Origin of the sequence: Cognatishimia sp. F0-27 (genome assembly GCF_020667845.1) — a bacterium.
In the GTDB taxonomy this organism is placed as follows: Bacteria; Pseudomonadota; Alphaproteobacteria; order Rhodobacterales; family Rhodobacteraceae; genus JAFMPQ01.
The window spans coordinates 21805-44512 of the sequence record NZ_JAFMPQ010000040.1 but is presented as its reverse complement, the minus strand read 5'-3'; the positions used below and the strand labels follow the sequence as shown (position 1 = coordinate 44512).

Annotated in this window: 18 protein-coding genes; 9 read left to right on the top strand and 9 right to left on the bottom strand. The window is 63.4% G+C overall.

Features of this window, described 5'->3' with window-relative positions; genetic code table 11:
- Positions 1-117: 117 nt before the first annotated feature.
- The 5 genes from dusA to J1C49_RS18230 form a co-directional block, all read right to left on the bottom strand.
- Positions 118-1122, bottom strand: coding sequence for a tRNA dihydrouridine(20/20a) synthase DusA (gene dusA, locus J1C49_RS18250; protein ID WP_227447279.1), 1005 nt, complete (start codon positions 1120-1122; stop codon positions 118-120).
- Positions 1123-1510: 388 nt separating this feature from the next.
- The gene (locus J1C49_RS18245) at positions 1511-3139 is read right to left on the bottom strand and encodes a GMC family oxidoreductase (protein WP_227447278.1); all 1629 of its coding nucleotides are present in this window, start codon (positions 3137-3139) and stop codon (positions 1511-1513) included.
- A 260-nt stretch (positions 3140-3399) separates the two neighbouring features.
- Positions 3400-4206, bottom strand: a complete 807-nt coding sequence (locus J1C49_RS18240; RefSeq protein WP_227447277.1) for an alpha/beta fold hydrolase — start codon at positions 4204-4206, stop codon at positions 3400-3402.
- Positions 4203-5966 (bottom strand): thiamine pyrophosphate-binding protein, encoded by a 1764-nt coding sequence (locus J1C49_RS18235; protein ID WP_227447276.1) that lies wholly within the window; start codon positions 5964-5966, stop codon positions 4203-4205. Before J1C49_RS18235 ends, J1C49_RS18240 begins: the two co-directional genes overlap by 4 nt.
- 21 nt (positions 5967-5987) lie before the next feature.
- Positions 5988-8003 carry a tripartite tricarboxylate transporter permease gene (locus tag J1C49_RS18230; RefSeq protein WP_227447275.1) on the bottom strand — a complete coding sequence of 672 codons (2016 nt, stop codon included), beginning with the start codon at positions 8001-8003 and terminating at the stop codon, positions 5988-5990.
- 192 nt (positions 8004-8195) lie between these two features.
- Here J1C49_RS18230 and J1C49_RS18225 point away from each other — a divergent pair, with 192 nt between their 5' ends.
- The 5 genes from J1C49_RS18225 (at position 8196) to J1C49_RS18205 (ending at position 13295) form a co-directional block, all read left to right on the top strand.
- Complete coding sequence (locus tag J1C49_RS18225) at positions 8196-9248, top strand: tripartite tricarboxylate transporter substrate-binding protein (RefSeq protein ID WP_227447274.1); 1053 nt, start codon at positions 8196-8198, stop codon at positions 9246-9248.
- 105 nt (positions 9249-9353) lie between these two features.
- Positions 9354-10979 (top strand): UbiD family decarboxylase, encoded by a 1626-nt coding sequence (locus J1C49_RS18220; RefSeq protein WP_227447273.1) that lies wholly within the window; start codon positions 9354-9356, stop codon positions 10977-10979.
- A gap of 25 nt (positions 10980-11004) precedes the next feature.
- The gene (locus J1C49_RS18215) at positions 11005-12078 is read left to right on the top strand and encodes an AbrB family transcriptional regulator (protein WP_227447272.1); all 1074 of its coding nucleotides are present in this window, start codon (positions 11005-11007) and stop codon (positions 12076-12078) included.
- Between the two features lie 33 nt (positions 12079-12111).
- Positions 12112-12795 carry a GntR family transcriptional regulator gene (locus J1C49_RS18210; RefSeq protein ID WP_227447271.1) on the top strand — a complete coding sequence of 228 codons (684 nt, stop codon included), beginning with the start codon at positions 12112-12114 and terminating at the stop codon, positions 12793-12795.
- Positions 12792-13295, top strand: coding sequence for a TIGR02444 family protein (locus J1C49_RS18205; RefSeq protein ID WP_227447270.1), 504 nt, complete (start codon positions 12792-12794; stop codon positions 13293-13295). Before J1C49_RS18210 ends, J1C49_RS18205 begins: the two co-directional genes overlap by 4 nt.
- On the opposite strand, the gene J1C49_RS18200 is transcribed toward J1C49_RS18205, so the two are convergent.
- From J1C49_RS18200 to J1C49_RS18185, 4 genes are read right to left on the bottom strand one after another with little or no spacing between them, the layout of a single operon-like run.
- The gene (locus J1C49_RS18200) at positions 13292-14104 is read right to left on the bottom strand and encodes a xanthine dehydrogenase family protein subunit M (RefSeq protein ID WP_227447280.1); all 813 of its coding nucleotides are present in this window, start codon (positions 14102-14104) and stop codon (positions 13292-13294) included. The two genes, J1C49_RS18205 and J1C49_RS18200, sit on opposite strands and share 4 nt — an antisense overlap.
- Positions 14104-14577 (bottom strand): (2Fe-2S)-binding protein, encoded by a 474-nt coding sequence (locus J1C49_RS18195; protein WP_227447269.1) that lies wholly within the window; start codon positions 14575-14577, stop codon positions 14104-14106. The genes J1C49_RS18200 and J1C49_RS18195 overlap by 1 nt, the downstream gene beginning before the upstream one ends.
- Positions 14574-15509, bottom strand: a complete 936-nt coding sequence (locus J1C49_RS18190; RefSeq protein WP_227447268.1) for an ABC transporter substrate-binding protein — start codon at positions 15507-15509, stop codon at positions 14574-14576. The genes J1C49_RS18195 and J1C49_RS18190 overlap by 4 nt, the downstream gene beginning before the upstream one ends.
- Entirely contained in the window at positions 15506-17917 is a 2412-nt protein-coding gene (locus tag J1C49_RS18185; RefSeq protein WP_227447267.1) for a xanthine dehydrogenase family protein molybdopterin-binding subunit, read from the bottom strand. Before J1C49_RS18185 ends, J1C49_RS18190 begins: the two co-directional genes overlap by 4 nt.
- 163 nt (positions 17918-18080) lie before the next feature.
- Between J1C49_RS18185 and J1C49_RS18180 the strand changes: the two genes are divergently transcribed.
- The 4 genes from J1C49_RS18180 to J1C49_RS18165 are packed head-to-tail and all read left to right on the top strand — an operon-like array spanning position 18081 to position 22701.
- Positions 18081-20369: a xanthine dehydrogenase family protein molybdopterin-binding subunit gene (locus tag J1C49_RS18180; protein ID WP_227447266.1), complete on the top strand. Its 2289-nt coding sequence runs from the start codon at positions 18081-18083 to the stop codon at positions 20367-20369.
- Positions 20366-20962: a UbiX family flavin prenyltransferase gene (locus J1C49_RS18175; protein WP_227447265.1), complete on the top strand. Its 597-nt coding sequence runs from the start codon at positions 20366-20368 to the stop codon at positions 20960-20962. The genes J1C49_RS18180 and J1C49_RS18175 overlap by 4 nt, the downstream gene beginning before the upstream one ends.
- 18 nt (positions 20963-20980) lie before the next feature.
- Positions 20981-21838 carry an amidohydrolase gene (locus tag J1C49_RS18170; RefSeq protein WP_227447264.1) on the top strand — a complete coding sequence of 286 codons (858 nt, stop codon included), beginning with the start codon at positions 20981-20983 and terminating at the stop codon, positions 21836-21838.
- A complete protein-coding gene (locus J1C49_RS18165) occupies positions 21835-22701 on the top strand; it encodes a hypothetical protein (protein ID WP_227447263.1) in 867 nt (288 codons plus the stop codon). Before J1C49_RS18170 ends, J1C49_RS18165 begins: the two co-directional genes overlap by 4 nt.
- Positions 22702-22708 lie beyond the last annotated feature (7 nt).

The window sequence follows — 22708 nt, the reverse complement described above, 5'->3', positions numbered from 1 at the left end:
GCGCGCGATGCCGCCTGAACCATCTCCAGAGCCTCTTCGAGCAGCGCCGGGCCCGCGTCCGGTCGGTTGGCGCCTTCGGACAGGACACGCCGCCAGAGCCGCGCACCCGGTCTCCCGTCAGGCCGCGCGGGATGCCGCCTGAACCGTTTCCAGTGCCTCCTCAAGCAGCGCCGGGCCCGCGTCGGGTCGGTTGGCGCCTTCGGACAGGACACGCCGCCAGAGCCGCGCACCCGGTCGCCCGGCAAAGAGCCCGAGCATGTGGCGTGTCACCTGATGCAGGCGACCGCCCCCGGCCAGATGCGCCTCGATATAGGGGATCATCGCGATGGCGGCCGCCTCGGGTGTTGCGCAGCGGGGCGTGTCGCCCCAGATCACCGCGTCGGCGGTTCCCAGGATATCCCAGGGCCGATGATAGGCGGCGCGCCCGACCATCACCCCGTCCAGCCCGGCATCGAGAAACCCGCGTGTCTGGTCGAGTGTCTCGATCCCACCGTTGATGTCGATGATGAGATTGGGAAACAGCGCCTTCATCTCGTGCACAAGCGCGTAATCGAGCGGCGGGATATCGCGGTTTTCCTTCGGGCTCAGCCCCTTGAGCCAGGCCTTGCGCGCGTGGATGATGACCCGCTCGCAACCCGCACCCACGAGTTGTGAAAGAAATTCCGGCAGGGTCTCCGCCGGGATCTGCTCATCCACGCCGATCCGGCATTTCACCGTCACCGGAACCTCAACCGCCCCCTGCATCATCCGGAACGCTCGCGCGACCAGCGCAGGATCGCGCATCAGCACGGCGCCGAAGGTGCCGGATTGCACACGATCGGAGGGGCAGCCGCAATTGAGGTTGATCTCGCAATACCCAGCCGCCGCACCAAGCCGCGCCGCCTGTGCCAGCTCTGTCGGGTCGGAGCCGCCAAGCTGCAACGCGACCGGATGCTCTTCGGCGCTGTGCTCCAGAAGATGCAGCGCACCGCCACGAACAAGCGCGGGCGCGGTCACCATCTCGGTATAGAGCAGCGCGTTTCGGGACAGCACGCGATGAAAGAACCGGCAATGGCGGTCAGTCCAGTCCATCATCGGGGCCACCGATAAACGCGCTGCCGCAGCGGCTGCGAGGTTGGGCATTTTTGGCTCTCCTATGGCGCGCAAACAGCGCCTTCGCGTCCGGAGTGCACACATACTGCAAACGAATTGGGGCGGTCCAGCCCCCCCCGAAATCAAAGACGGACGGGCGGCAGCGTTCGGGTGGGGCTGGAGACTGATGCGCGGTGAAACCGTCGACGTCGTTTGGTGGCTGCGGTGCTGGCCGCGCTACGGCCTGCAGACCCGACTGTGCGAGGATCAGCGTCCGGCCCCGGATTTGCGGTGGGCAAGCCCCCTTTCCTATCGCGCCATGGGCGCAGATGTCTTGTCCCGGTCCTGCAGGCTGGTGTTCGCTGCCTCCGCAGATGCTCGATCTTCGGCTGACCCGAACGGGGTCGGTCCCGAGACAAGGCCGAATGTGCGACCCGCACTAGGCCTCTGGCATCGGAGGGAGGAGCGCACCGCGGATGTGGTCGGCGCCTTTTTCGGCAATCATGTAGACGGGTGCATTGATGTTGCCCGATGTCAGGTCGGGCATTGCCGAGGCGTCCACGACGCGCAGGCCTTCGGTTCCTTTGACCTTGAGGTCAGGATCGAGGACCGTGTTCGGCCCCGTGCCCATCGGGCAAGTGCCACACGGGTGATGCGCCGTGATCGCCTTCTTCCTGATCCAGGCTTCAATGTCCCTGTCGGACTTGACGTCCGGTAGCGGGTCTATGCGCGTGCCGCGATACTTGTCCAGCGCCGGTTGCATCCCGATCTCGTGGGCGACCTTGTAGCCCTTCAGAAGGGTAGCCATGTCGCCCGGGGCGGAGAAGAAGCCGGGGATCAGGCGCACCCGGTCCCGAGGATTGGTCGAGCGCAACAGCACTTTACCGCGGCTCTCGGGGTGGAGAAGAACGGGTCTGATCCCGAACGCGTCATCGTATTTTCGCTTGATACCCGGAAACCACATCTCCGGGTGCTTTGGTGCCGCGCGGAACAGGAACTGGATCTCCGGAGCAGAGAGATGCTCATTGTAATTGCCAAAGGCGGCCATGCCGCTGGGCGGAACGGTGGCTGGTCCCGCGCCGAACAAATAAGCCAGCGCAAAAGCCGCCGACATGCGGTCAGCACGGAGAAGGTCGCGGAAAGGGCTGGTGTTCTGCGGACGGGACCACAGGATCCACACCGCCAGGTGGTCCTGCAGGTTTTGACCCACGGGCAGGTCCACCAGCGGGCTGATGCCGAATTCCTTCAGGTGGTCGGCGGGACCGATGCCCGACAGCATGAGCAGTTGCGGCGAATTGAACACGCCGCCCGACAGGATGACTTCGCGATCGGCATGGGCGGACAGGATCTCATCGCCGCATTCATACCGGATCCCGACGGCCCGCGTGCCGTCCATGAGAATTCGGTGGGCCTGCGCGGATGTCTTGACGGTCAGGTTGGGGCGTTTCATCGCCGGGTGAAGGAAAGCCGAGGCAGCAGAGCTTCGGCGTCCGTTGCGGATGGTGTATTGCGCGCGCGAGAAACCGAGTTGCTCCTCTCCGTTGTGGTCCGACAGGATCTTGTGGCCTGCCGATATCGCAGCAGCCTCCCAATCCTCCCATAACGGATCCTTGGGAAAGATCCTGACGATGCCGAGGGGGCCCTCCCCGCCCCGCCAGGTGTCGGCACCGCCGTCGAAACGCTCGCTCCGTTTGAAATAGGGCAAGACGTCCGCATAGCCCCAACCCGTGGCGCCGTTGCGCTCCCAACGCGCATAATCGCCGCGGTTGCCGCGCACATAGGCCATGACATTGATCGACGATGATCCGCCCAGCACCTTGCCACGCATGGCTTCGATTTCGCGGCCACCCAAGTCTGGTGCGGCTTCATAGCGATACCCCCAATCGAACATCTTGCGGCTGTGCATCTTGCCCATACCTAGCGGGACCTTGATGTAGGGGTGGTTGTCCGGCCCGCCCGCCTCCAATAGGAGCACGGTGGTTGTGCCGTCTTCGGTCAATCGGTTGGCAAGCACGCATCCGGCCGAACCAGCGCCAACGATGATGTAGTCAAAGCGGTTCTTTCGCATGCTGGTTGGCCTCGTTTGACGGGAAAGGCATCTTGGGCGGGCCCGGCGCCCGCCGCACCGCCCCGGGCCCGCGCTGGACGCCAAGGCGCATTGTGTCTCCGGTCCGATCCGCGACGGGGTCCGCAGACCGCTTTCGTTCCTCAGCGGTCAGGCCGGTCGAAACGCCCTTCTTCTTCCGCGCGGCCTTCGCTCATATCGATATGTTGATCGCCGCGCCGCCCTCGGTCATGCCGACATGATGATCTCTGCGTGGCCTTCGCTCATACCGACATGATGATCTCTGCGACGGTGTCCGGCACTTCCAAAGGGGTCAGGTGCCGCGCGCCGGGGACGATCGTCAGACTGGCATCGGGAACGGCGGCGACAAGAGCTTCGGCCATTGCGATCGGGGTGGCGTAGTCTTCTTCGCCCACCATGACCGCCACCGGGCACTGGAAGGAGCCGAGCGCAGCGCGCATGTCGGCGCGGCCAAGCATGCGGCACGTCTCAAGATAGGCGGACACATCGTTTGCGGTGAACGTGTCGATGGCGTCTTGCAGGATTTCCGGCTGGGACTCGCGGAAGGCGTCCGAGAACCATCGGGTCTTTTGGAACCCGATCAGCGCGGCCATGCCGCCGTCTACCGCCTTCTGGCCCCGCTCTTCCCACGCTGTCACTGCGTTCTCGCCATACCAAGCGGTCGTGTCGATCAAGCCAAGGCCTGCGACACGGGCCGGGTGCCGCGCCGCCACCGCCATGGCGATGCAGCCGCCCATAGAAGCGCCCGCGACAACCGCGCTGTCCCAGCCCGCATGATCCATGACGGCGGCGATATCGTCGGCCATCAATTCAACCGAATACGGCCCCGCAGGCTTGCCCGACGCACCGTGACCCCGGCAGTCGACCGCCAATGCCTCCCATTCCGGGCCAAGAGCATCGACCGTCGCGGACCAAAACTCCGCGACATTCGCAAGCGCATGGATCAGGACAACACGGCGGGTCGCGTTGGGATTGGCCCAGGTGACGTAGCGGATGCGCGTCCCGTCTGGCGCCGTGGCAAAGGCTTCGGATCTGGATCGTTTGCTCATGACAGTTCCACCATTTCCTTGCCGATATATTCGGCCCTCACACGCACATCGAGGACGATCGCGGCCCCTTGCGCGACCCGGTCCAGCGCGTGGGTGAGCGCTGCGGGAAGGTCGGCAAGATCCGTCACAGGCTCTGGCGCTTCGAGGCCCAGGTTGCGCGCAAGGCCCGCCAGATCCGGCTCCGGCCCCTGCATCCGCTGACCGATGGGGGCGTTTTCCTCCGCCCTGCCCCGCTTGCGTGCGACTTTGATCTGGTGATCCTCGTCGTTGTAATAGGAATGGTTGTTGGCGATCAGGAACAGAACCGGCAGCTTGAGCGTCGCGGCATTCCAGATCGACGTTAGCCCCATGGTATAATCGCCATCGCCAAGGATCGCGACGGCGCGGCGGTCTGAGCCTATCTCGCGCAACCCGAGGGCAGCACCCACCGCAATCGCGGGGCCTGCCCCGAGGCCACCGCCACCCGTGTGGCCGAGAAAGCCCAGAGGGTGGGTGATTTCATTGGCGTTTTGCGGCCAGCCAAGCGGGCGGCCGGTAATGGAGATCTCGCGGCCCGCACTGGCCTTGTGGAACGCGCGCGCCAGATCCATCAGACCGATCTCACCCCGGTCGGGGATGTCCGGCACGTCCCATGATGTCAGCGGCTGCGAGGGCGCGTCTCCCCCTCCCAATCCGTCCAGCAAGGCGCGCACGGTCGTCTCGGTGACAGTGGGGATCGAAACGTCCACCTCGGGCAGCCCGCCGTAATCCATGTTCCAGCCGCGATGGATGTGGAAATCATTGGAGACGCCGATGATGGGCGGGCGCTTGGTGCCCGGCGGGAAGGCCAGCTTGATCGCATTGCCTGCGTCCAGCCAGTCGAGCATCAGAATCGCGTCGGCGTTCTGGATCGCGTCGAGCACCGCGCCCTTCAGTCGCCAGCCGGTCTCTCCGATGAAGGCGGGGTGAGTCGTGGGGAAGCCGGCGGGCAGTTTCATATGGGTTGTCGTGCGCGCGCCGAGGCGTTCCGCAAGCGCGATACGGTCGGCCCAGCCCTCCTCGCTGCGGGTCGAGCGGCCACAGAAGATGAACGGGCGCTCGGCCTTCTCCAGTATGTCCAGAGCCCGTTGCAGCGCGCCTTTGGGCGGCTCCGCATCCTCCGGGGAGGCGACCAGATCGAGGGGCGGCAGCACGGGGCGCTCGTCGATCTCCTGCTCCTGGATGGAAACGTCCAGGTTTACATAGACCGGGCCAGATGGCCGCGTGTTGGCCAACATCACGCCGCGACGGATCGAGTCCACTGCAGCCTCCGGGGAGCCCGGCTGATCGTCCCACTTGGTATAGCCGCGCACCATGCTGCCCTGATCCACGGTGGTATGGATCCACTCGATCCACGGGCGGCGTTTGCTGGCATCCAAGGGCCCCGTGGCCCCGATGACCAGCATCGGCGTGCGGTCACACCACGCATTGAACATCCCCATGGAGGCATGCATCAGGCCGACATTGGAATGAACCGCCACGGCCAGCGCGGTATCGGTGATCTTGGCATATCCCTGAGCGATGCCGACCGCATGTTCTTCGTGCATGCAGGTGACGATCTCGGGGTTTTTATTGCCCAGATGGTTGACGAGACTGTCGTGCAGCCCGCGATAGCTCGCACCGGGATTCAGGCAGATATAGGGAAAGCCGTGATCCCGCAGCGCCTCTGCGATCAGGTCGCTGCCGTAAAGCTGATGGTTGGGCAACGGGTCACGGGGGCCGTCCGGTGTGTTCGCATCCATTTCGGCGAGCTCCTTTTCAAGTCAGATCATACGGCCAGTGGCGCGGCGCAGGTCAGGCAACCAATCGCCCAGGTAGGAGCGCGGCCATGGGATGTGCAGCATTTCGTGGAAGAGGAAGTAGATACCGCCGAGGAACGGCGCCATCAGCAGCACCGCGTGAAGCGGCTTCACCTTGCCTTCAATCAGCATGTAGGCAAATCCGAACACGGCAATGGCCGGGACCATGCCGATGATCAGCACGCCGACGATCAAGGCGATCATCCAAACGGCTTGAACCAGAACGGCCCTGATCGGTTCATGGTCGGTGACTTCCATCGTGGGGATCTTGCCCATGGCAAAGAAGACGGCAAAGCCACCCGCCGCGATGAAGCCGCCGATGGCGACGGTCTGCGGCAGAATCCGCGCCGGCATCTCCCAGCCGCTGGCTGTCACGTAGACGAAGATCATCAGGGCAACGACACCGGCCCACATCGCCATATCGGCAATGAATTCTGACCGGGTCGCATGCATGGGGGGGCGTGCGTCAGGCGTTTCGGCATCCGGCGTCTTGGCTTGCTGTCTGTTCCAACTGGGCAGGAACCGCACAACCAGCGGACGCAGCAACAAGAAAGCGATGAGGAGCAGCACGACCGCCGGAAGCGGTTGCAACATCCACTCAAACCCGTAGCGGAGCTGCGAGATGAAGAGGTAGTTCTCCACCAAGCCCCCCAGCACGAAGGCAAGGATCAGGGGCGCGCGCGGCCAGTTGAGCCGTTTCATCGCCCAGCCCAAGGCGCCGAAGCTGATGAGCACGATGAGGTCCGCGTAGTCCCGCGCGCCCTGGTAGGCGCCAATCACCATGATTCCGAACACCAGCGGCACCAGCACACCGGCACGCACAGCGGCAACCTTTGCGAACTGCCCCGCGAGCAGAAAACAGATGCCCGCGCCAAGGATATTTGCAATGGCCACGGTCCAGATCAGCGTAAAGGTGATGTCGAGATCCTGATCCAGCATGTTGGGCCCCGGCGAGATGCCGTGGATCAGGAAGGCGCCCAGAAGAATCGCCATCGAGGCCGAGCCCGGCACCCCGAACGCGAGGGTCGGCACCAAGGCGCCGCCCTCCTTGGCATTGTTGGCGCTTTCAGAGGCGATCACGCCCCGCACGTCGCCCTTGCCGAAGCTGTCCTTTGCACCGGGCACGGCGCGCGCCGCATAGCCATAGGCAATCCAGTCGATGACGTTTGCGCCAAGGCCGGGGATCGACCCCAGAAACGTCCCGATGCTGGAGCAGCGCAACACAAGCCACCAGTTGCGGAAGGCATCCTTCATCCCCTCCACCTGATCCCATGCCGAAATCTTCTTGTTGTCGCGCGCGATGCTGCGTTTGGCGGCCCCGAGATCGATCATTTCGGGCACGGCAAACAGACCAAGGGCAACAGGCACAAGGCTGAGCCCGTCCCAGAGGTAGAACGACCCGAAGGTCCATCGCAGCGTCCCCGTTTGCGCCTCGTCCCCGATGGTCGCGAGTAACAGGCCGAGCGCTGCGGCCACCAGCCCCTTGAACAAGGCACCGTGGCTCAGCGACACCACGAGCGTCATGCCAAGAAGGCAGATCACCAACAGTTCAGGAGTGCCGATCGACAGGATGAACGGGCGCAGCAGCGGGATCGACATCGCCAGAACCACCGCACCGAACAATCCCCCGCACACCGAGGCCGTGAAGGCCGCGCCAAACGCGCGCCCGGCCTGACCGTTCTTGGCCATCGGGTGTCCGTCAAGCACAGTGGCCGCAGAGCCGGTGGTGCCCGGCACACCAAACAAGACGGCCGGGATCGTGTCCGAGGTCGTCGTCACAGCCTGCACACCGACCAAAAAGGCCAAGGCGGTGTAGGGATCCATCGAGAAGGTGAATGGCAACAGCAGGGCAAGGCCAACAAGGCCGCCAATGCCGGGGATGACCCCGATCATGAGGCCCAGAACGGTTCCCAGCGCGACAAAGATCAGGCGCGACGGGTCGGAGATAATCGAAAGCGCCTCAAAAGCGGCCTCAAGCATCGACGTGCCTCCTCCTCCCGCGTCAACTTCGAAGCACCGCACAGCGCCCGAGCCGGTTCTATTTGCACTTCGGTATAATGTATGACATTAATACTTTCAACCGATTTTGATATGCCTTGGGAGGGATCGAGATCGGCGTATTCCCTTGTCCTGCTGGCGTTTGGACGCGGGAACCATGACAGGGAGGAAAGCATGGGATTTTCGAAATACATTCGGTCTGCAGTTGCCGTTGGCGCGATCTCGGTTGCGGTTACGTTTGGATCAAGCGCGGTCAACGCGCAGACGATGGAAGAGACATATGAGGGCCAGACCCTCACGATTCTGATCGGGCATCCACCCGGCGGATCCTATGATCTCTACGCACAGCTTGCGGCAGAATTCATGGGCGCACACATTCCCGGCAACCCGGATGTCATCGTGCAGCATCAGCCCGGTGGCGGTGGGCGCTCCGCAGCGGCCGCCTTCATCAATACCTCAGACCCGGACGGCCTGACGGTTGCGATTCTTCCGGACAGCCTTGGTCACATTCAGTTCCTGCGTCCCGATGCGGCCAGCTGGGACGCTTCCGAGTTCCGCTATATCGGCCGTTTCGCAACGGCCAATGTCGGCTTCGCGGTGCGCTCCGAACTCGCCACGACCGCGGAAGAAATGCGCGGCCAGGAGATTATCGTGGCCTGCACCGGGCGCAATGCGCGCGCTGCGCAACAAGCGGCAGCCTTGATGAACATGGCTGACTTCAATTTCCGTCTGATCTGCGGCTATGACGGATCTCAGGCCACCACGCTGGCGACGTTGCGTGCGGAAGCCGACATGTTCTCGCAGAACTACGCATCTTTTGTCTCCGACCCCGCCGATCTTGGCGACGGTGCGCTGACGATTGTGGTTCAGACCGGCCTTGAGCGTCATCCCGGGATCCCCGATGTGCCTTTGATGCAGGAGCTGACGGACAATCCCGACAACCAGGCCGTCCTGCGATTCCTCGGGGCTTCCGCTCCGATCGGGCGCTCGATGATGGTGCATCCCGATACGGATGACGCGATTGTCGAGGGTTTGCAGGCAGCGTTCGCGGCGATGATCGAAGATCCGGCCTTCCTTGCGGCGGCCGAGCAGCGCTCAGCGGAGATCGACTACGCCCCAGGCCCCGAAATCGAAGCCATCATGGCCGAAATCATGAGCGCGACGCCTGAACTGATCGCGAATGTGACCGCGGCGATCGACACATCGGGCGCAGCCGCAGTCGATTAAGGCAGAATCGTCATCGTCCGGCGCAGGTTGCGCCGGACGAAAAGACACCAAGTCTGCGCCGCCTCTTCCACAGGAGGTGGCGTTTTTCGTAAGGAAAAGGTCAGCATGAGCAAAGACACCACAGCCCCCGAAGACTTTCAGGAACATCTGCAGCGCCTGGAAGAGCGCGGTCTGCTGACCCGGATCGACCGGGCCATCGACAAGGACAGCGAATTGCATCCCTTGACCCGCTGGCAGTTCCAGGGCGGTATTCCGGCGGAAGATCGCAAGGCGTTTTTGTTCACCAATGTGACCGATGCAAAGGGGACATCCTATGCCAACAGCGTGGCCGTGGGCGCGCTGGCGGCGAACCCCGAGATCTATGCCGTGGGTTTGGGCGTCCCGGTGGAAGAGATCGGCTCCGTCTGGGTCCGGGCCATGGAGCGCCCTATTCCGCCGGAACCTGTCACGGACGCACTCTGCCAACAGATCGTGTTGACCGGCGATGACCTGACCCGGCCCGGTGGCGGCCTGGCGGCGCTCCCGGTTCCCGTGTCCACGCCGGGATTCGACTCGGCCCCCTATTTGACCGCCACGCTGGTGGTGACGAAAGACCCCGAAAACGGCATTCGCAACATGGGCACCTACCGTGGCCAGTTGAAGGCCCGCGACAGGCTTGGCGTACGGATGGCCAGCCGACTGGGCGGCGCGGGCGGCTATCAGCATTGGCTGAAATACAAAGCGAGAGGCGAGAAGATGCCTGTGGCAATCGTCATCGGCTGCGCGCCCGGCGTCCTCTTCACCGGCCCGCAAAAGCTGGCGATTGATCAAGACGAGATGGCCGTTGCTGGCGGGTTGATCGGCGCACCGATCCAAACCGTGCGCTGCAAGACGGTTGACCTGGAAGTGCCTGCCAATGCGGAATTCGTGATCGAGGGCGAGATTGCCACCGACTACCTGGAACCCGAGGGGCCGTTTGGCGAAAGCCACGGCCATGTGGCGCTGGAAGACTTCAACATGTCGATGCAGGTGACGGCCATCACCATGCGCAAATCGGCCGTCTTCGTTTCCATCGTCAGCCAGGTCACACCCAGCGAAAGCTCGACCCTCAAGAAGGTCGCCTATGAACCGCTGTATTTTGAGCACCTCAAGAAGGCGCTCAACATCAAGGGCATCAAACGCGTGGTGATGCACGAGCCGCTGACCAACATCCGCAAGGTGATTTTCCTGCAGTTTGACCGGAGCGCTCCTCAGACCGAAGTCTGGCGGGGCATGCAGGGTGCCGCGAACCTGCAGGCGCAATGCGGCAAGGTCGTCATTGCCGTGTCTGAAGATATCGAGCCCAACAACGCAGACGCGATCTTCTGGTCCATCGCGTATCGCTCGAACCTGACCACGGATGTCCACGTCACACCCTACCGCTCTGGTGGGCATGGGCCGAAATCAGGACGCTCAGGATTGGATTCGACGTTAATGATCGACGCCACCTTGAAGTCCGACATGCCACCCCTTGCCCTGCCGCGCGAAGAATACATGAGCCGCGCCAAGGACATCTGGGAAGAGTTGAACCTGCCCCGCCTCACCCCTCAGCCACCGTGGCACGGGTATGAATTGGGCGATTGGTCGGATTTGTGGAGTCAATATGCCAACAACGCCGTGGCCGGCAATTGGGAGGCCAACGGCGAGGCCACCCAAAAGCGGCAACGTGACGGCATGAAACCCGAAACGCCGACGCGAGACATTGAGACCTGACGAAAGATCGGGATACACCGCGCCAATGAGTTCCAAGGACAAATCCCTTCGCAGCCTGCGCGACACGTGGCCCCGCGTGCTGCTGGCGATTGCGATGGGCGTGGCGACCGGCGCGGTGTTCAACTGGTTGACCTTGCCGCTGCCATGGATGTTGGGGCCGATGGTCTCCACGGCGGTCGCCGCGATGTTGCGCGCGCCCGTTGCCGCGCCCGGTCCGCTTCGCCCTTACGTGGTGGTTGTGATCGGGGTCATGCTCGGGTCGGGCTTTTCGCCTGATTTTCTGAATCAGATCGGCCTTTGGCTCGTGTCTTTCGCCTTTCTTGCCGTCTATCTGGTGATCTGTGGGCTCGTCACGGTGCCCTATTACAAATACGTCGCGGGCTACGACACGCCGACCGCCTACTTCGCGGGCATGCCCGGCGGTCTGAGCGAGATGATGATCGTGGGCGAGGAAATGGGCGCGGATGATCGCGCCATCGTTCTTGCCCACGCCAGCCGCATCATCATCGTCGTGGCACTGGTCGCGATCTGGTTCCGGGTGATCCAGGGGATAGACTTGTCGGACAGATCCGGGTTCGGGACGTCGTTCAAAGACATCCCGGCCATTGAACTGGGCTTGCTCCTGGCCGCAGGGGTCGCGGGCTTTTTCCTTGGTCGCAAGCTGCGCCTTCCCGCGCCGACCTTGCTGGGGCCGATGCTCATCTCGGCCGCGGTGCATCTGACCGGTCTGTCCACGAACCCGCCGCCGCAAGAGCTTGTGATCGCAGCGCAAGTCCTGTTGGGTACGATCATCGGTGGGCGTTTCATCGGGGTGCCCCCGCGCAAGATCGCGGCTGCCTTGGGGTTCAGCGCCGGGGCAACGACACTGCTGCTGTGCATCACCTTCGCATTCGCGGTGTTGCTTTACCGCCTGCTCGGGCAGTCTCTGGAACAGGTTGTTCTGGCCTTCTCACCGGGCGGGCTTGCGGAAATGAGCCTTGTCGCCGTGGCAATGGAGGCCGATATCGCCTATGTCGCCAGTCACCACCTCGTCCGTATTTCGCTTATCGTGGCTCTGGCACCTTTGGTGTTTCGATGGATAGCAGGGAGGACGAGATGATCTTGAACAACCGAACAATGGAGGGCGCGCCAGATGTCTGAAATCGGAGGGGAACTCAGACGGATCAATTTCGAATCGGCACCATTGCGCACGCGGATCATCGAGTCGATGCGCTCTGCCATTGAACAGGGGGTGCTTCGCCCGGGCGACAGGCTGGTGGAAAAGGACCTGTGCGAACAACTCGGCGTCAGCCGCACGTCCCTGCGCGAAGCTTTGCGAGAATTCGAGGCCGAAGGTGTCATCGCGCAACTGGGCGCACGCGGATTGACCGTGGTCCGCATCACATACCGCGATGCCGAGAACATCTACCGTATCCGGGCCGACCTGGAGGCGTTGATTTTTCAGCAGTTTCTGGAGAACGCCGACGACGAGGACCTGCGGGAAGCCGAGCGTCTTTGCGGGCTGGTCATCCGCGCTTATACGAGCTCGGAGTTCCTGCCCATTGTCGATGCCAAGCGGCAATTCTACGACTTCATCTGCGATGTGGCGCGCAACCGCGTTGCGTTAGAGGTGCTGCAACGCCTGACCCTGCGCACCGCGCAGTTGCGCAGCAAGTCAGTGATCCGCAAGGAACGCCAGGCGCAATCGATCGAGGAAATGAAGGCGCTCCGCGATGCGCTGCTGGCGCGCGACGTGGAGGGTGCCCGCCGGATTGCACGCGCCCATGTGGAACACGCCGCGCTGTCTGCGCTGCCCTTCGTTGAGCAAGAGCCGTGACCGAGCCGGACGCAGAAGCGGATCTTTGGCGTTTTGCGCTCAAGGTCTATGGCGCCGACGGCGTTTCGGCAGATTGCCTCACGCTGCAAGAACGCTATGGCGTGGATGTTCCGGTGGTGTTGTGCGGACTTTGGATGGCAACCCGTGGGATCGCCTTGGACGCGCCTGGAATGGCACGCATCGCGGGCGCTGTGGAGCCTTGGCACAAAGAGGTCGTGATTGCCCTGCGCACAGTGCGTCAACGCTTGAAGAACGGGCCGCCGCCTGCCCCGGACGCGCGGACCGATGCCGTGCGAGAGGCCGTGAAGGCCGCCGAACTGAACGCGGAACGGATCGAATTGGCGGTGTTGGCCGCACTGGTTGCTGACGGTTTCACGCCCGGCGCACCGGTGTCGGCGGCGCAAAACCTCAAGGCGGCGTTGGAACACTACGCCGGTGGACCCGTCGGCAAGGACGCGCCATTGCAGCGCCTGATCTCGGCCACAGAGCTGGCCCTTTAGAGCAAGGTCAACCGACCCTGGTTGTCGACGGCGCGCTGCGTGCAAATCGCCGCAAGATGGGCGCGATAGGATGCGTCCGCATGCATGTCACCCAGCATATCGTCAGCGCTCAGCGCCAAGCCCGCCAGTGCAGCGCTATCGAAGGATGCGCCCAGGGCCTTCTCCGCCGCGCTCCAACGAAACACGCCATCCGAGCCGGCACCCGTGATCGCGACCCGCACGGCATCCTCCGTTTTCGCCACGAATGACGCGGCCAATGCATAGCGCGACGCGGGATTGCGCATTTTCGCATAGCCCGCGCTTTTCGGGATAGGAAAGGCAATAGCCGTGATGATTTCACCGAGTTCCAGCGCAGTCGCGAACATGCCGTCGAAGTAATCATCCGCATGGATCTCGCGGGTTGACGTGACAATCGTGGCCCCAAGCGCCAACACTGCGGAGGGGTAATCCGCCGCCGGGTCATTGTTGGCAAGAGATCCGCCAATCGTGCCCCGGTGCCGGACCTGCATATCGCCGATTGAACCGGCCAGTTGCGCAAGCGCCGGGAGCGCATCTTGCACCAGAGCGGCGCTGGCCACCGAGGCGTGGGTTTGCGCCGCGCCGATGATCACCCTGTCGCCGTCTCGCGTGATGCCCTGCAGTTCCGGCAAATGGGTCAGCGCAATCAGATCGCTGGGGGCTGCGAGGCGGCTTTTCATTGTCGGAAGCAGCGAATGCCCGCCGGAAACATAAGTCGGGTCGTCCGCGCGGGCGAAAACATCCGCGGCCTCTGCAAGGCTTTTGGGTCGATGAAAGGAGAAACCGTACATCATCGCGGGCTACCCCGCCCCGCCGCGTCCAGCACGGCCTTGACGATGTTGTGGTAACCGGTGCAACGGCACAGGTTGCCTTCCAGCTCATGACGCACGGTCTGGGCATCAAGGTCCGCGCCGTGGCGTTCAATCACGTCAAGCGAGGCCATGATCATTCCCGGAGTGCAGAAGCCGCATTGCAGCGCGTGGTGGCGCGAGAACGCGTCTTGCAAAGGGTGCAGCCTGTCGCCATCCGCCAGCCCTTCGATCGTACGGACTTCTGCGCCTTCGGCCATCACCGCCAGCACCGTGCAGCTTTTCACGGCCTGGCCGTCCATGATCACCGTACAGGCGCCGCATTGCGTCGTATCACAGCCCACGTGGGTTCCTGTCAGGCCAAGACCTTCGCGCAAGAATTCCACCAAAAGCGTGCGGTCTTCGACATCGGCCGTCCGCACCTCTCCGTTTACGGTGATCGCGAGTTGCCTCATGCGCCCGCGCCGCTCTGGATGGCGTCATACAGGGTCAAGTCCATATAGCGCTCGATGTCCGTCAGGGTTTTCCCGCCCGAGCCATGACGGCTGCGCAGGTCCAGAACGCGGCGCATGCCGTCTGGCAGGATCGCGCCGCCCGGCGTTAGCCCGGATTTCGGATTTAACACGTTCTTCAGAACTGCCCCCGCGGCTTCGGGTTTGATGGCGGGCATATGCTTTTTCAGGTGCTCGCAGGCGGCGTCATGGTTGGACGCATCGGACAGCCAGTCCAACGACCGCAGAAGGGCGCGCAGATAGGCCGCCACCGCATCCGGGTTCTCTGCCAGAAAGCCGCGCCGCGCGGCGACGACGCCGCCTTGATACGCGTCGAAAATCTCCGTTGATTCTTGTAGCACGGTGAACCCGGCGCGGGTGGCCATCGTGGTGAACGGTTCAATGGTCAGCGTGCCCGCATGCTCGCCCGCCTGCACGGATTGCCAGCGCTGCGGCGTGGCCCCGACAGTGACATATGCGGGGTCGCCCTGGCTCAGGCCCGCCCGCATGAGCATTTCGGTCAGGACAAACGCAAACCCGGTGTCGAGAGCATCCAGCGCAAGGGTCTTGCCACGCAGGTCGTTGAAACCCGTCACATCGGGCGACACGACGAGGCTCAGCTCAAGCTGCGTCGCCCCCATCACGGCGACATAGCCCGGATCGACGTCGGGCCCGGCCGCCCCCTGCCCCTCGCCGTAAGCGACCACATTGTCGAACGCCGTCATCGCGATATCGAAGTTCCCCGCCGCGACCTGTTTGGCCTGATAGATGCTAGAGGGCGTGAATTCGATGGCGATATCGACGTCTTCCTCGGCAAAGAACCCCTCTTCCAAAGCTGTGAAGATCGGCAGGTTGGGCGCGCCGGGAAAGGCGAGAATCCGGATGGAATGGGTCATGCTGGGGCCTTCTCTTTGGGCGTTGCAGCGGCGGTGTCGAGCGCCTGCCAGATGCGTTGGGGGGTGATCGGCATGGCGATATCGGTGACGCCCAAGGGGCGCAGCGCGTCCAGAACCGCCAGAGTGACGGTAGCCAGCGCGGGCGTCGTGCCACCTTCACCCCCTGCCTTGATGCCAAGCGGATTGGTGGGCGACAGGACTTCGGAAATCTCGACATCGAAGAACGGCATCGTGTCGATGCGCGGCAACCCGTAATCCATCAGGGATCCTGCCAGCGGTTGGCCGGATTCAGGGTCAATCGCGCAGTCTTCCCACATCGCTTGCCCCACGCCCTGGGCGATGCCACCGTGGCTTTGGCCATGAACGATCAAGGGGTTGATGCAACGGCCCACGTCATCGACGGACGCATAGCGGGTGATCGCGATCTGACAGGTCACAGGATCGATCTCGACCTCGCAGATCGCGGTGCCATTGGGAAAAACAGGCGCGTGCATCTCATTCGTGCGCGCCACGCTCAGCGGGTTTTGCTCGGATGACAGATCGGCCAAGGTGACGGACCGATTGGTGCCCCGCGCGGTGAAGGTGCCGTCTGCATAGTCGAGCGCGTCCGGCGCGAGATCCAGTCGCTCTGCGGCAAGATCGCGCGCAACCCGTAGCAGGTCCGCAGAGGCCATCACCATCACCGTTCCTGCGTGCCGCATGGAACGGCCCGAGTGCGACCCGCCGCCAACGCTGACACGGTCAGTGTCGCCCAAGACGATCGTCACATCCGCGGCCGGGATCTGCAGCATGTCCGCCACGACCTGCCCAAACGACGTCTCATGCCCTTGGCCTGACGGTTGCGTTCCGATCACGACTTCCACCGCCCCGTCCGGGGCAACGGTGATTTCGGCGCGCTCTTTCGGCGTCCCGATAGAGCTTTCGACGTAATTCGCCAAACCCACACCGAGGATTTTGCCGCGTGCTTTTGCATCCGCCCGACGCCGGCCCACATCATCCCATTCGAACAGCGCCATTGCGCGGTCCATATTGGCCTCGTATTCGCCGCTGTCATAGAGCGAACCCACGGCGTTTCGATAGGGCAGATCCTGCGGCGCCAGAAGGTTGCGGCGGCGCAGTTCGATCGGGTCAATGCCGGTTTCGATCGCCGCCAGATCGACGAGGCGTTCAATGGCGTATGTCACTTCGGGGCGGCCGGAACTGCGATAGGCTTGGGTGCACATGGTGTTGGTGAACACGGCCCGTGTGCGCAGATGTGCCACGGGGATATGGTAGGACCCCGTGATCAGCCCAGCGCCCTTGGACAAGGGCGACAGCGACACGCACCGCGCACCGACGTTTGAGACATTGTCTGCCGTCATCGCCAGAAACTTGCCGTCCGCATCCAGCGCAAGGGCAACTTCGGTGTGCAGATCGCGGCCTTGATAGTCGGTCAGAAAGGCCTCGGACCGGCTGGCGGTATACTTGACGGGCCTTTGCAGCCTGCGCGACGCCCAAAGGACCAGTCCAAACTCCACGTAAACCCGGTTTCGCGCCCCGAAATTGCCGCCCACATCATAGGAAAGAACGCGCAGATCATCCTGCGGAATGCCGAGCACCGCCGACAGTTCGCGTTTCTGACGCACCGCACCGCCTGATCCCGCATAGAGCGTCGAGCGGCCCGTCTCCGCGTCGTAGTCCGCCAGAGCGGCGCGCGGCTCCATGGTGACGGCGGTCACGCGGTTGATGTGCAGCTTGGCGCGCACGACCGTCGCAGCCTCTTCAAAGGCGGCCTTTGTTGCCTCCGGATTTCCGTGTTCGCAATCGACGAAGGTGTTGCCCGGCACCTCGTCCCAGAGCGTCGGCGCATCCTCCTTGATGGCATCGAGGCTGTCGATGACATGGGGCAATTCTTCCCACGCGACGTCTACCATCTCCGCCGCGTCCAGCGCCGCGGCGCGGCTCTCTGCGACGACAATGGCGACCGCCTCGCCCACATGGCGGGCCTTGTCGACGGGCAAAAGGAGATGGGGACCGATAAAGGGCGGGGAGCCGTCAGGCGCGGTGAGTCGCACGTCAAACCGTGTGGACGGCACGGGGCTGTGGTTGATCGCGGTAAGGCCATCGTCCAGCGCATCCTGCCCCGTCAGCACAGCGACAACACCGGGCAATGCCTCGGCCTCCGCCTTATCAATCGCGCCGATCCGCGCATGGGCATAGGGAGAGCGGACCATCGCGGCAAAAAGCTGCCCTTCAATGGAAAAATCGTCACTAAACCGACCCTTGCCCGTCACCAGGCGATGATCCTCCCGACGCCGCAGAGGTTTCCCGATCTCGGAAAACAGCTCCGCATTCAACACCCCGGCATCCACCGTGCTTGCGTCATACGCCCATCCATCCGGCAGCGGCGCCTGCCGCTGCGCAGTCATTCGGGGGCGATCCGACGTCATTTCAGTCGGGGTGTCCGGCTTCGAGATTGGCAATCTTTCCATCCAGGATAGTATGGTTGAATGTCTTAATGTATGACAGTATCAATTTTCAGGACGAGGTCAATGTGCAGCCCCTTTGTGCGGCGGCGCGAGGGGGCGACACATGTGGAAAATCGGTCAATCGAAGACACGTGTCGAAGACGATGCCCACCTTCGCGGCGGCGGTGACTTCACGCTCGACCGGGTGCCGAAGGATGCGTTGCACATGGTTCTTGTGCGCTCCTCGACCGCTGCGGGCAGGCTGACCGAGCTTGATGTCGAAGGCGCAAAAGCCATGCCCGGAGTGGTTGACGTCTTGACCGCGACGGAGCAGGCGACGGACGGGATCGGGAGCTTCAAGCCAAGGATCATCCACCCCGGTCCCGGTGGGCGCGACATGGCGGTTCCCGATCTCTATCCGCTGGCGACCGACCTGATCCAATATGTCGGGCACCCGATCGTGGCAGTCATCGCGCAGACCAGGGCGCAAGCAGAAGATGCCGCAGAGGCCATCGTCGTGGATTTCGACGACCGGGAACCGGTGACCGATCCGCTTGCAGCGATTGCGCCGGGAGCGCCACGGGTCTGGCCGGACATGCCCGACAACATCTGCTTCCATGTCGAGAAGGGTGACCGGGACGCTGTGGACGACGGCTTCAAACAAGCCGCGCACGTCACCCGCGCACGCTTGCGCATCAACCGCGTCACTGCCGCCGCGCTTGAGCCGCGCGCAGCGATAGCCCGGCATGACGGCACGGGTTATCGCCTTGATGCAGGCACGCAGACCCCGCACCGGATTGCCAAGGACCTCGGGCCGGTACTGGGCGTCGATCCGGCGACGATCCGCGTGGTCGCCGGTGACACAGGCGGGTCTTTCGGGATGAAGAACGCGGCCTATCCGGAGTATGCGCTGGCGCTTTGGGCCGCGCGTCGCACGGGGCAAGCGGTGGTGTGGTCCGCCACCCGGACCGAGTCCTTCCTGTCCGACGCCCATGGCCGCGATCAATATGCGGATGCCGCGATCGCGCTGGACAAGGACGGACGGATCCTTGCGCTCGACGTGCAGATCACCGCCGGGATCGGCGCGTGCCTTGGCCCGGCGACCACACACCCTCCCGTGGCCAACGTGGCAGGGCTGGGTGGCGTCTACACCACGCCCGCGATCCATGTGACGATCAGCGGCGTCTTCACCAACTGCCAGCAGGTCGCGCCATATCGGGGGGCCGGTCGGCCCGAGGCCACCTATATCATCGAACGGATGCTTGACCTTGCCGCTCTGGATGTCGGCATGGACCGGGTGGATCTGCGACGCCTGAACATGATCACGCGCGATGCGCTTCCCTACGACAATCCGCTTGGCTGGCGCTATGACAGTGGTGAATTCGAAGCCATACTGGATCGCACGCTGCTGGCCGCCGATTGGAACGGGTTTCCCGCCCGCCGCAGCGCCAGTGAGGCCACCGGCAAGCTGCGCGGCATCGGTATTGCCAACCCGATCGAGATTGCCGGTGGTCCCGTCAGCAAGCCACATCCGGAGTACGCCGCACTCACAGTGGCGACGCAGGGCAACGGCCGGATCGTTTTGGGCAGTTGCAACGCTGGCCAGGGCCATCCAACCGCATTCCGGCAGTTGGTTCATGATCGTTTGGGCCTTGATCCCGAAGCCATCGACTTCGTGAACGGGGACACCGGCACGGTGCCCGACGGAACCGGCACCTTCGGATCACGCAGCCTGACAGCGGCGGGAACGGCGCTTTGGCAAGCCATGTCTGACGCGATTGAAACGGCGCGCCCGACAGCCGCGAAGATGCTGAACTGCGCTCCTGATGACGTGACATTTGCAGACACGCGCTTTCGCGCTCCGGATGGTCAAACCGTGACGTTTCTTGAGGCGGTGTCTGCGTCCGGCAGCGCAATAGAGATCGAGGTCAAAGCCTCCGCGACCGGTGCGACTTTCCCCAACGGGTGCCACATCTGCGAGATCGAGATCGATCCGGACACGGGTGCGGTCTCGGTGGAGCGCTATACCGTTGTGGATGACGTCGGAATCGAGACCAACCCCTTGCTCGTCAAGGGTCAGGTCGCCGGAGGTGTCGCGCAGGGTATTGGTCAGGCGCTTATGGAAAACATCGCCTATGATCCCGACAGCGGCCAGGTTCTTTCGGCCAGCTTCATGGACTATGCCATGCCACGCGCCACAGACCTTCCCGGGGCCCATATCCTGAGCCACCCCGTTCCGACCCTGAACAACCCGCTTGGCGCAAAGGGCGTCGGCGAGGCAGGAACCGTCGGCGCGGTTGCCGCGTCCATCAATGCGGTTTGCGACGCGCTTTCGACACGGGGCATTTCGCATTTGGACATGCCCGCGTCTCCGGCCAGAGTGTGGCAAGCATTGCAAGGGTTTGACACATGAACGACGACACCAGGAAAACACGGATGATCATCGCGATCACCGGGGCGTCGGGGGTGATCTATGGCATCCGCGCGCTGCAATTGCTGCGCGATGCACCAGAGATTGAAACCCACGCGGTCATCTCGCCGTCTGCCTTCCTCACCGCAAAAGATGAAGTGGACATGGATCCGGACGAGATGCGCGCCCTGCCCGACGTACTCTACAATCACCGTGATATCGCGGCGTCGTTGTCGTCGGGGTCGTACCGCACGGCGGGGATGCTCGTGGCGCCCTGCACTGTCAAAACCCTGTCCAACATCGCGACCTGCAATGCCGGCGAACTGATCCCACGCGCCGCTGACGTTTGCCTCAAGGAACGCCGCCGACTGGTGCTGATGTTCCGCGAAACGCCGCTGCACGCCGGTCACATCGCCCTGATGGAGCAGGCCACGCGCAACGGAGCCATCGTGATGCCACCGGTGCCCGCCTTCTACAGCAAGCCGAAAACTCTGATGGACATGGTCGATCAATCCGTGGGCCGCGCCCTCGACCTTTTCGATATTCACCTCCCGCACGTCCGCCGTTGGACAGAAGATGAAGACGGATCATCCTGACCCACAAAGGAGCGCGCCATGGGCACGATCATCGACATCCATCCTCACGTGATCTCTCCGGATACGGAGCGTTACCCGCTGACCCCTCTGGGCGGCACGCAATCGACATGGTCCTCCAAGCATCCGATCACGCATGAAGACCTGATCGCGCAGATGGATGCCGCCGGCATCGAAAAAGCCGTGGTCGTGCAGGCCTCCACCGCATACGGCCATGACAATACCTATGTGGCCGAGGCCGTCGCCGCCCATCCGACGCGGCTGACGGGGGTGTTTTCCGTCGACGTTCTGGCGGCGGATGCGATCGAAAAGATCGACTATTGGATGGGGCGCAACCTGACGGGCCTGCGCCTGTTCACAGCAGGGAGCACCGTGCAGGGACAGTCGACATGGCTCAACGATCCGGCAAGCCACCCCGCGTGGCAATACGCCAGCGACATCGGCCTGCCGATCTGCGTGCAAATGCGCCCGCCAGGGGTGCCGATGCTGCGCGATTTGGTACAGCGGTTTCCCGATGCGCACGTGATCATCGACCACCTTGCGCGGCCCGAGCTCAGTGACGGTCCGCCCTATGCCGCGGCGTCTGGCCTGTGGGAGTTGGCGGCATTCCCCGGCGTTCACCTCAAAATGACCCTTCGCAACATCAAAGCCGCGGAAAGCGGGCAGTCCACCTTGCCCGCATTCATGGCGCACCTGATGGAGACGTTTGGCGCCGATCGCGTGGCATGGGGCTCGAATTTCCCTGCCGCGGACACGCCCTTGCCCACCCTCGTCGCGCGGGCACGGGAGGCTGTCGCGATGCTGGATAAGGATCAGCAAGAGGCCATCCTGTCGGGCACCGCGTTGTCGCTTTATCCGGCGCTGAAAGACCCGGCATGAACGCGCTCACCATTGCCATGGGGAAAAGCCCGATTGCCCGTGCCTTTCTTGACGGTCACGCGCAGGGCCTTGGTCTTGCACCTGTCGATGTGTCGCCGATCCATCGCGCCTTTCGCCCGATGGTCGAGGACTGCGCCTTTGATATCGCAGAGCTCGCCATCGTGACCGCCATTCAAGCGGTCGAGGCCGGGCGCGCGATCATCCCCCTGCCCCTCACCATCGCCGCGAGGTTTCAGCACAAATGCACCGTCCAGAACGCACGATTCAGCCAGCTGTCCCCAAAAGATCTTGAAGGCAAGCGCGTGGCCGTCCGCGCCTATAGCCAGACAACGGGCGCTTGGGCGCGTACGATCCTGGACACCGAGTATGGTGTTGACACCCGCAAGATCACTTGGGTCACGCATGAAGGGCCGCATGTCCGAGGCGCACCGGAGCCCGACAACGTCCTGCGCGATCCGGATGCCACGCCGACCTACGAACTTCTGCGCGACGGCCTCGTCGATGCGGCGATCTTCGGAAACGACATGCCCGGCGAGGATTGGGTGTGCCCGGTGATCCCTGATCCCGATGCAGCGGCGCAGCAGAGTTTGCGCCGCACCGGCGTCGTCCAGATCAACCATGTGCTTGCCGTGACCGCAAAATGTGCGGCGACCGCGCCCGACCGCGTTCGCACGGTGGCGGAGGGTCTCATGTCGGCCAAGGCCGAGCTGGATATCGATGGCCCTGACCTGTTGCCCATGGGGGCGGACGCCTTGCGGGGGTCGGTGGACGTGCTCTTGGGCTCCATCCACAGGCAAGGCCTCACCCGCCGCGCGATGCGTTTTGACGATGTCTTTGGGGCGGGCAGCGAATTGCTTTCCTAGATCGCTG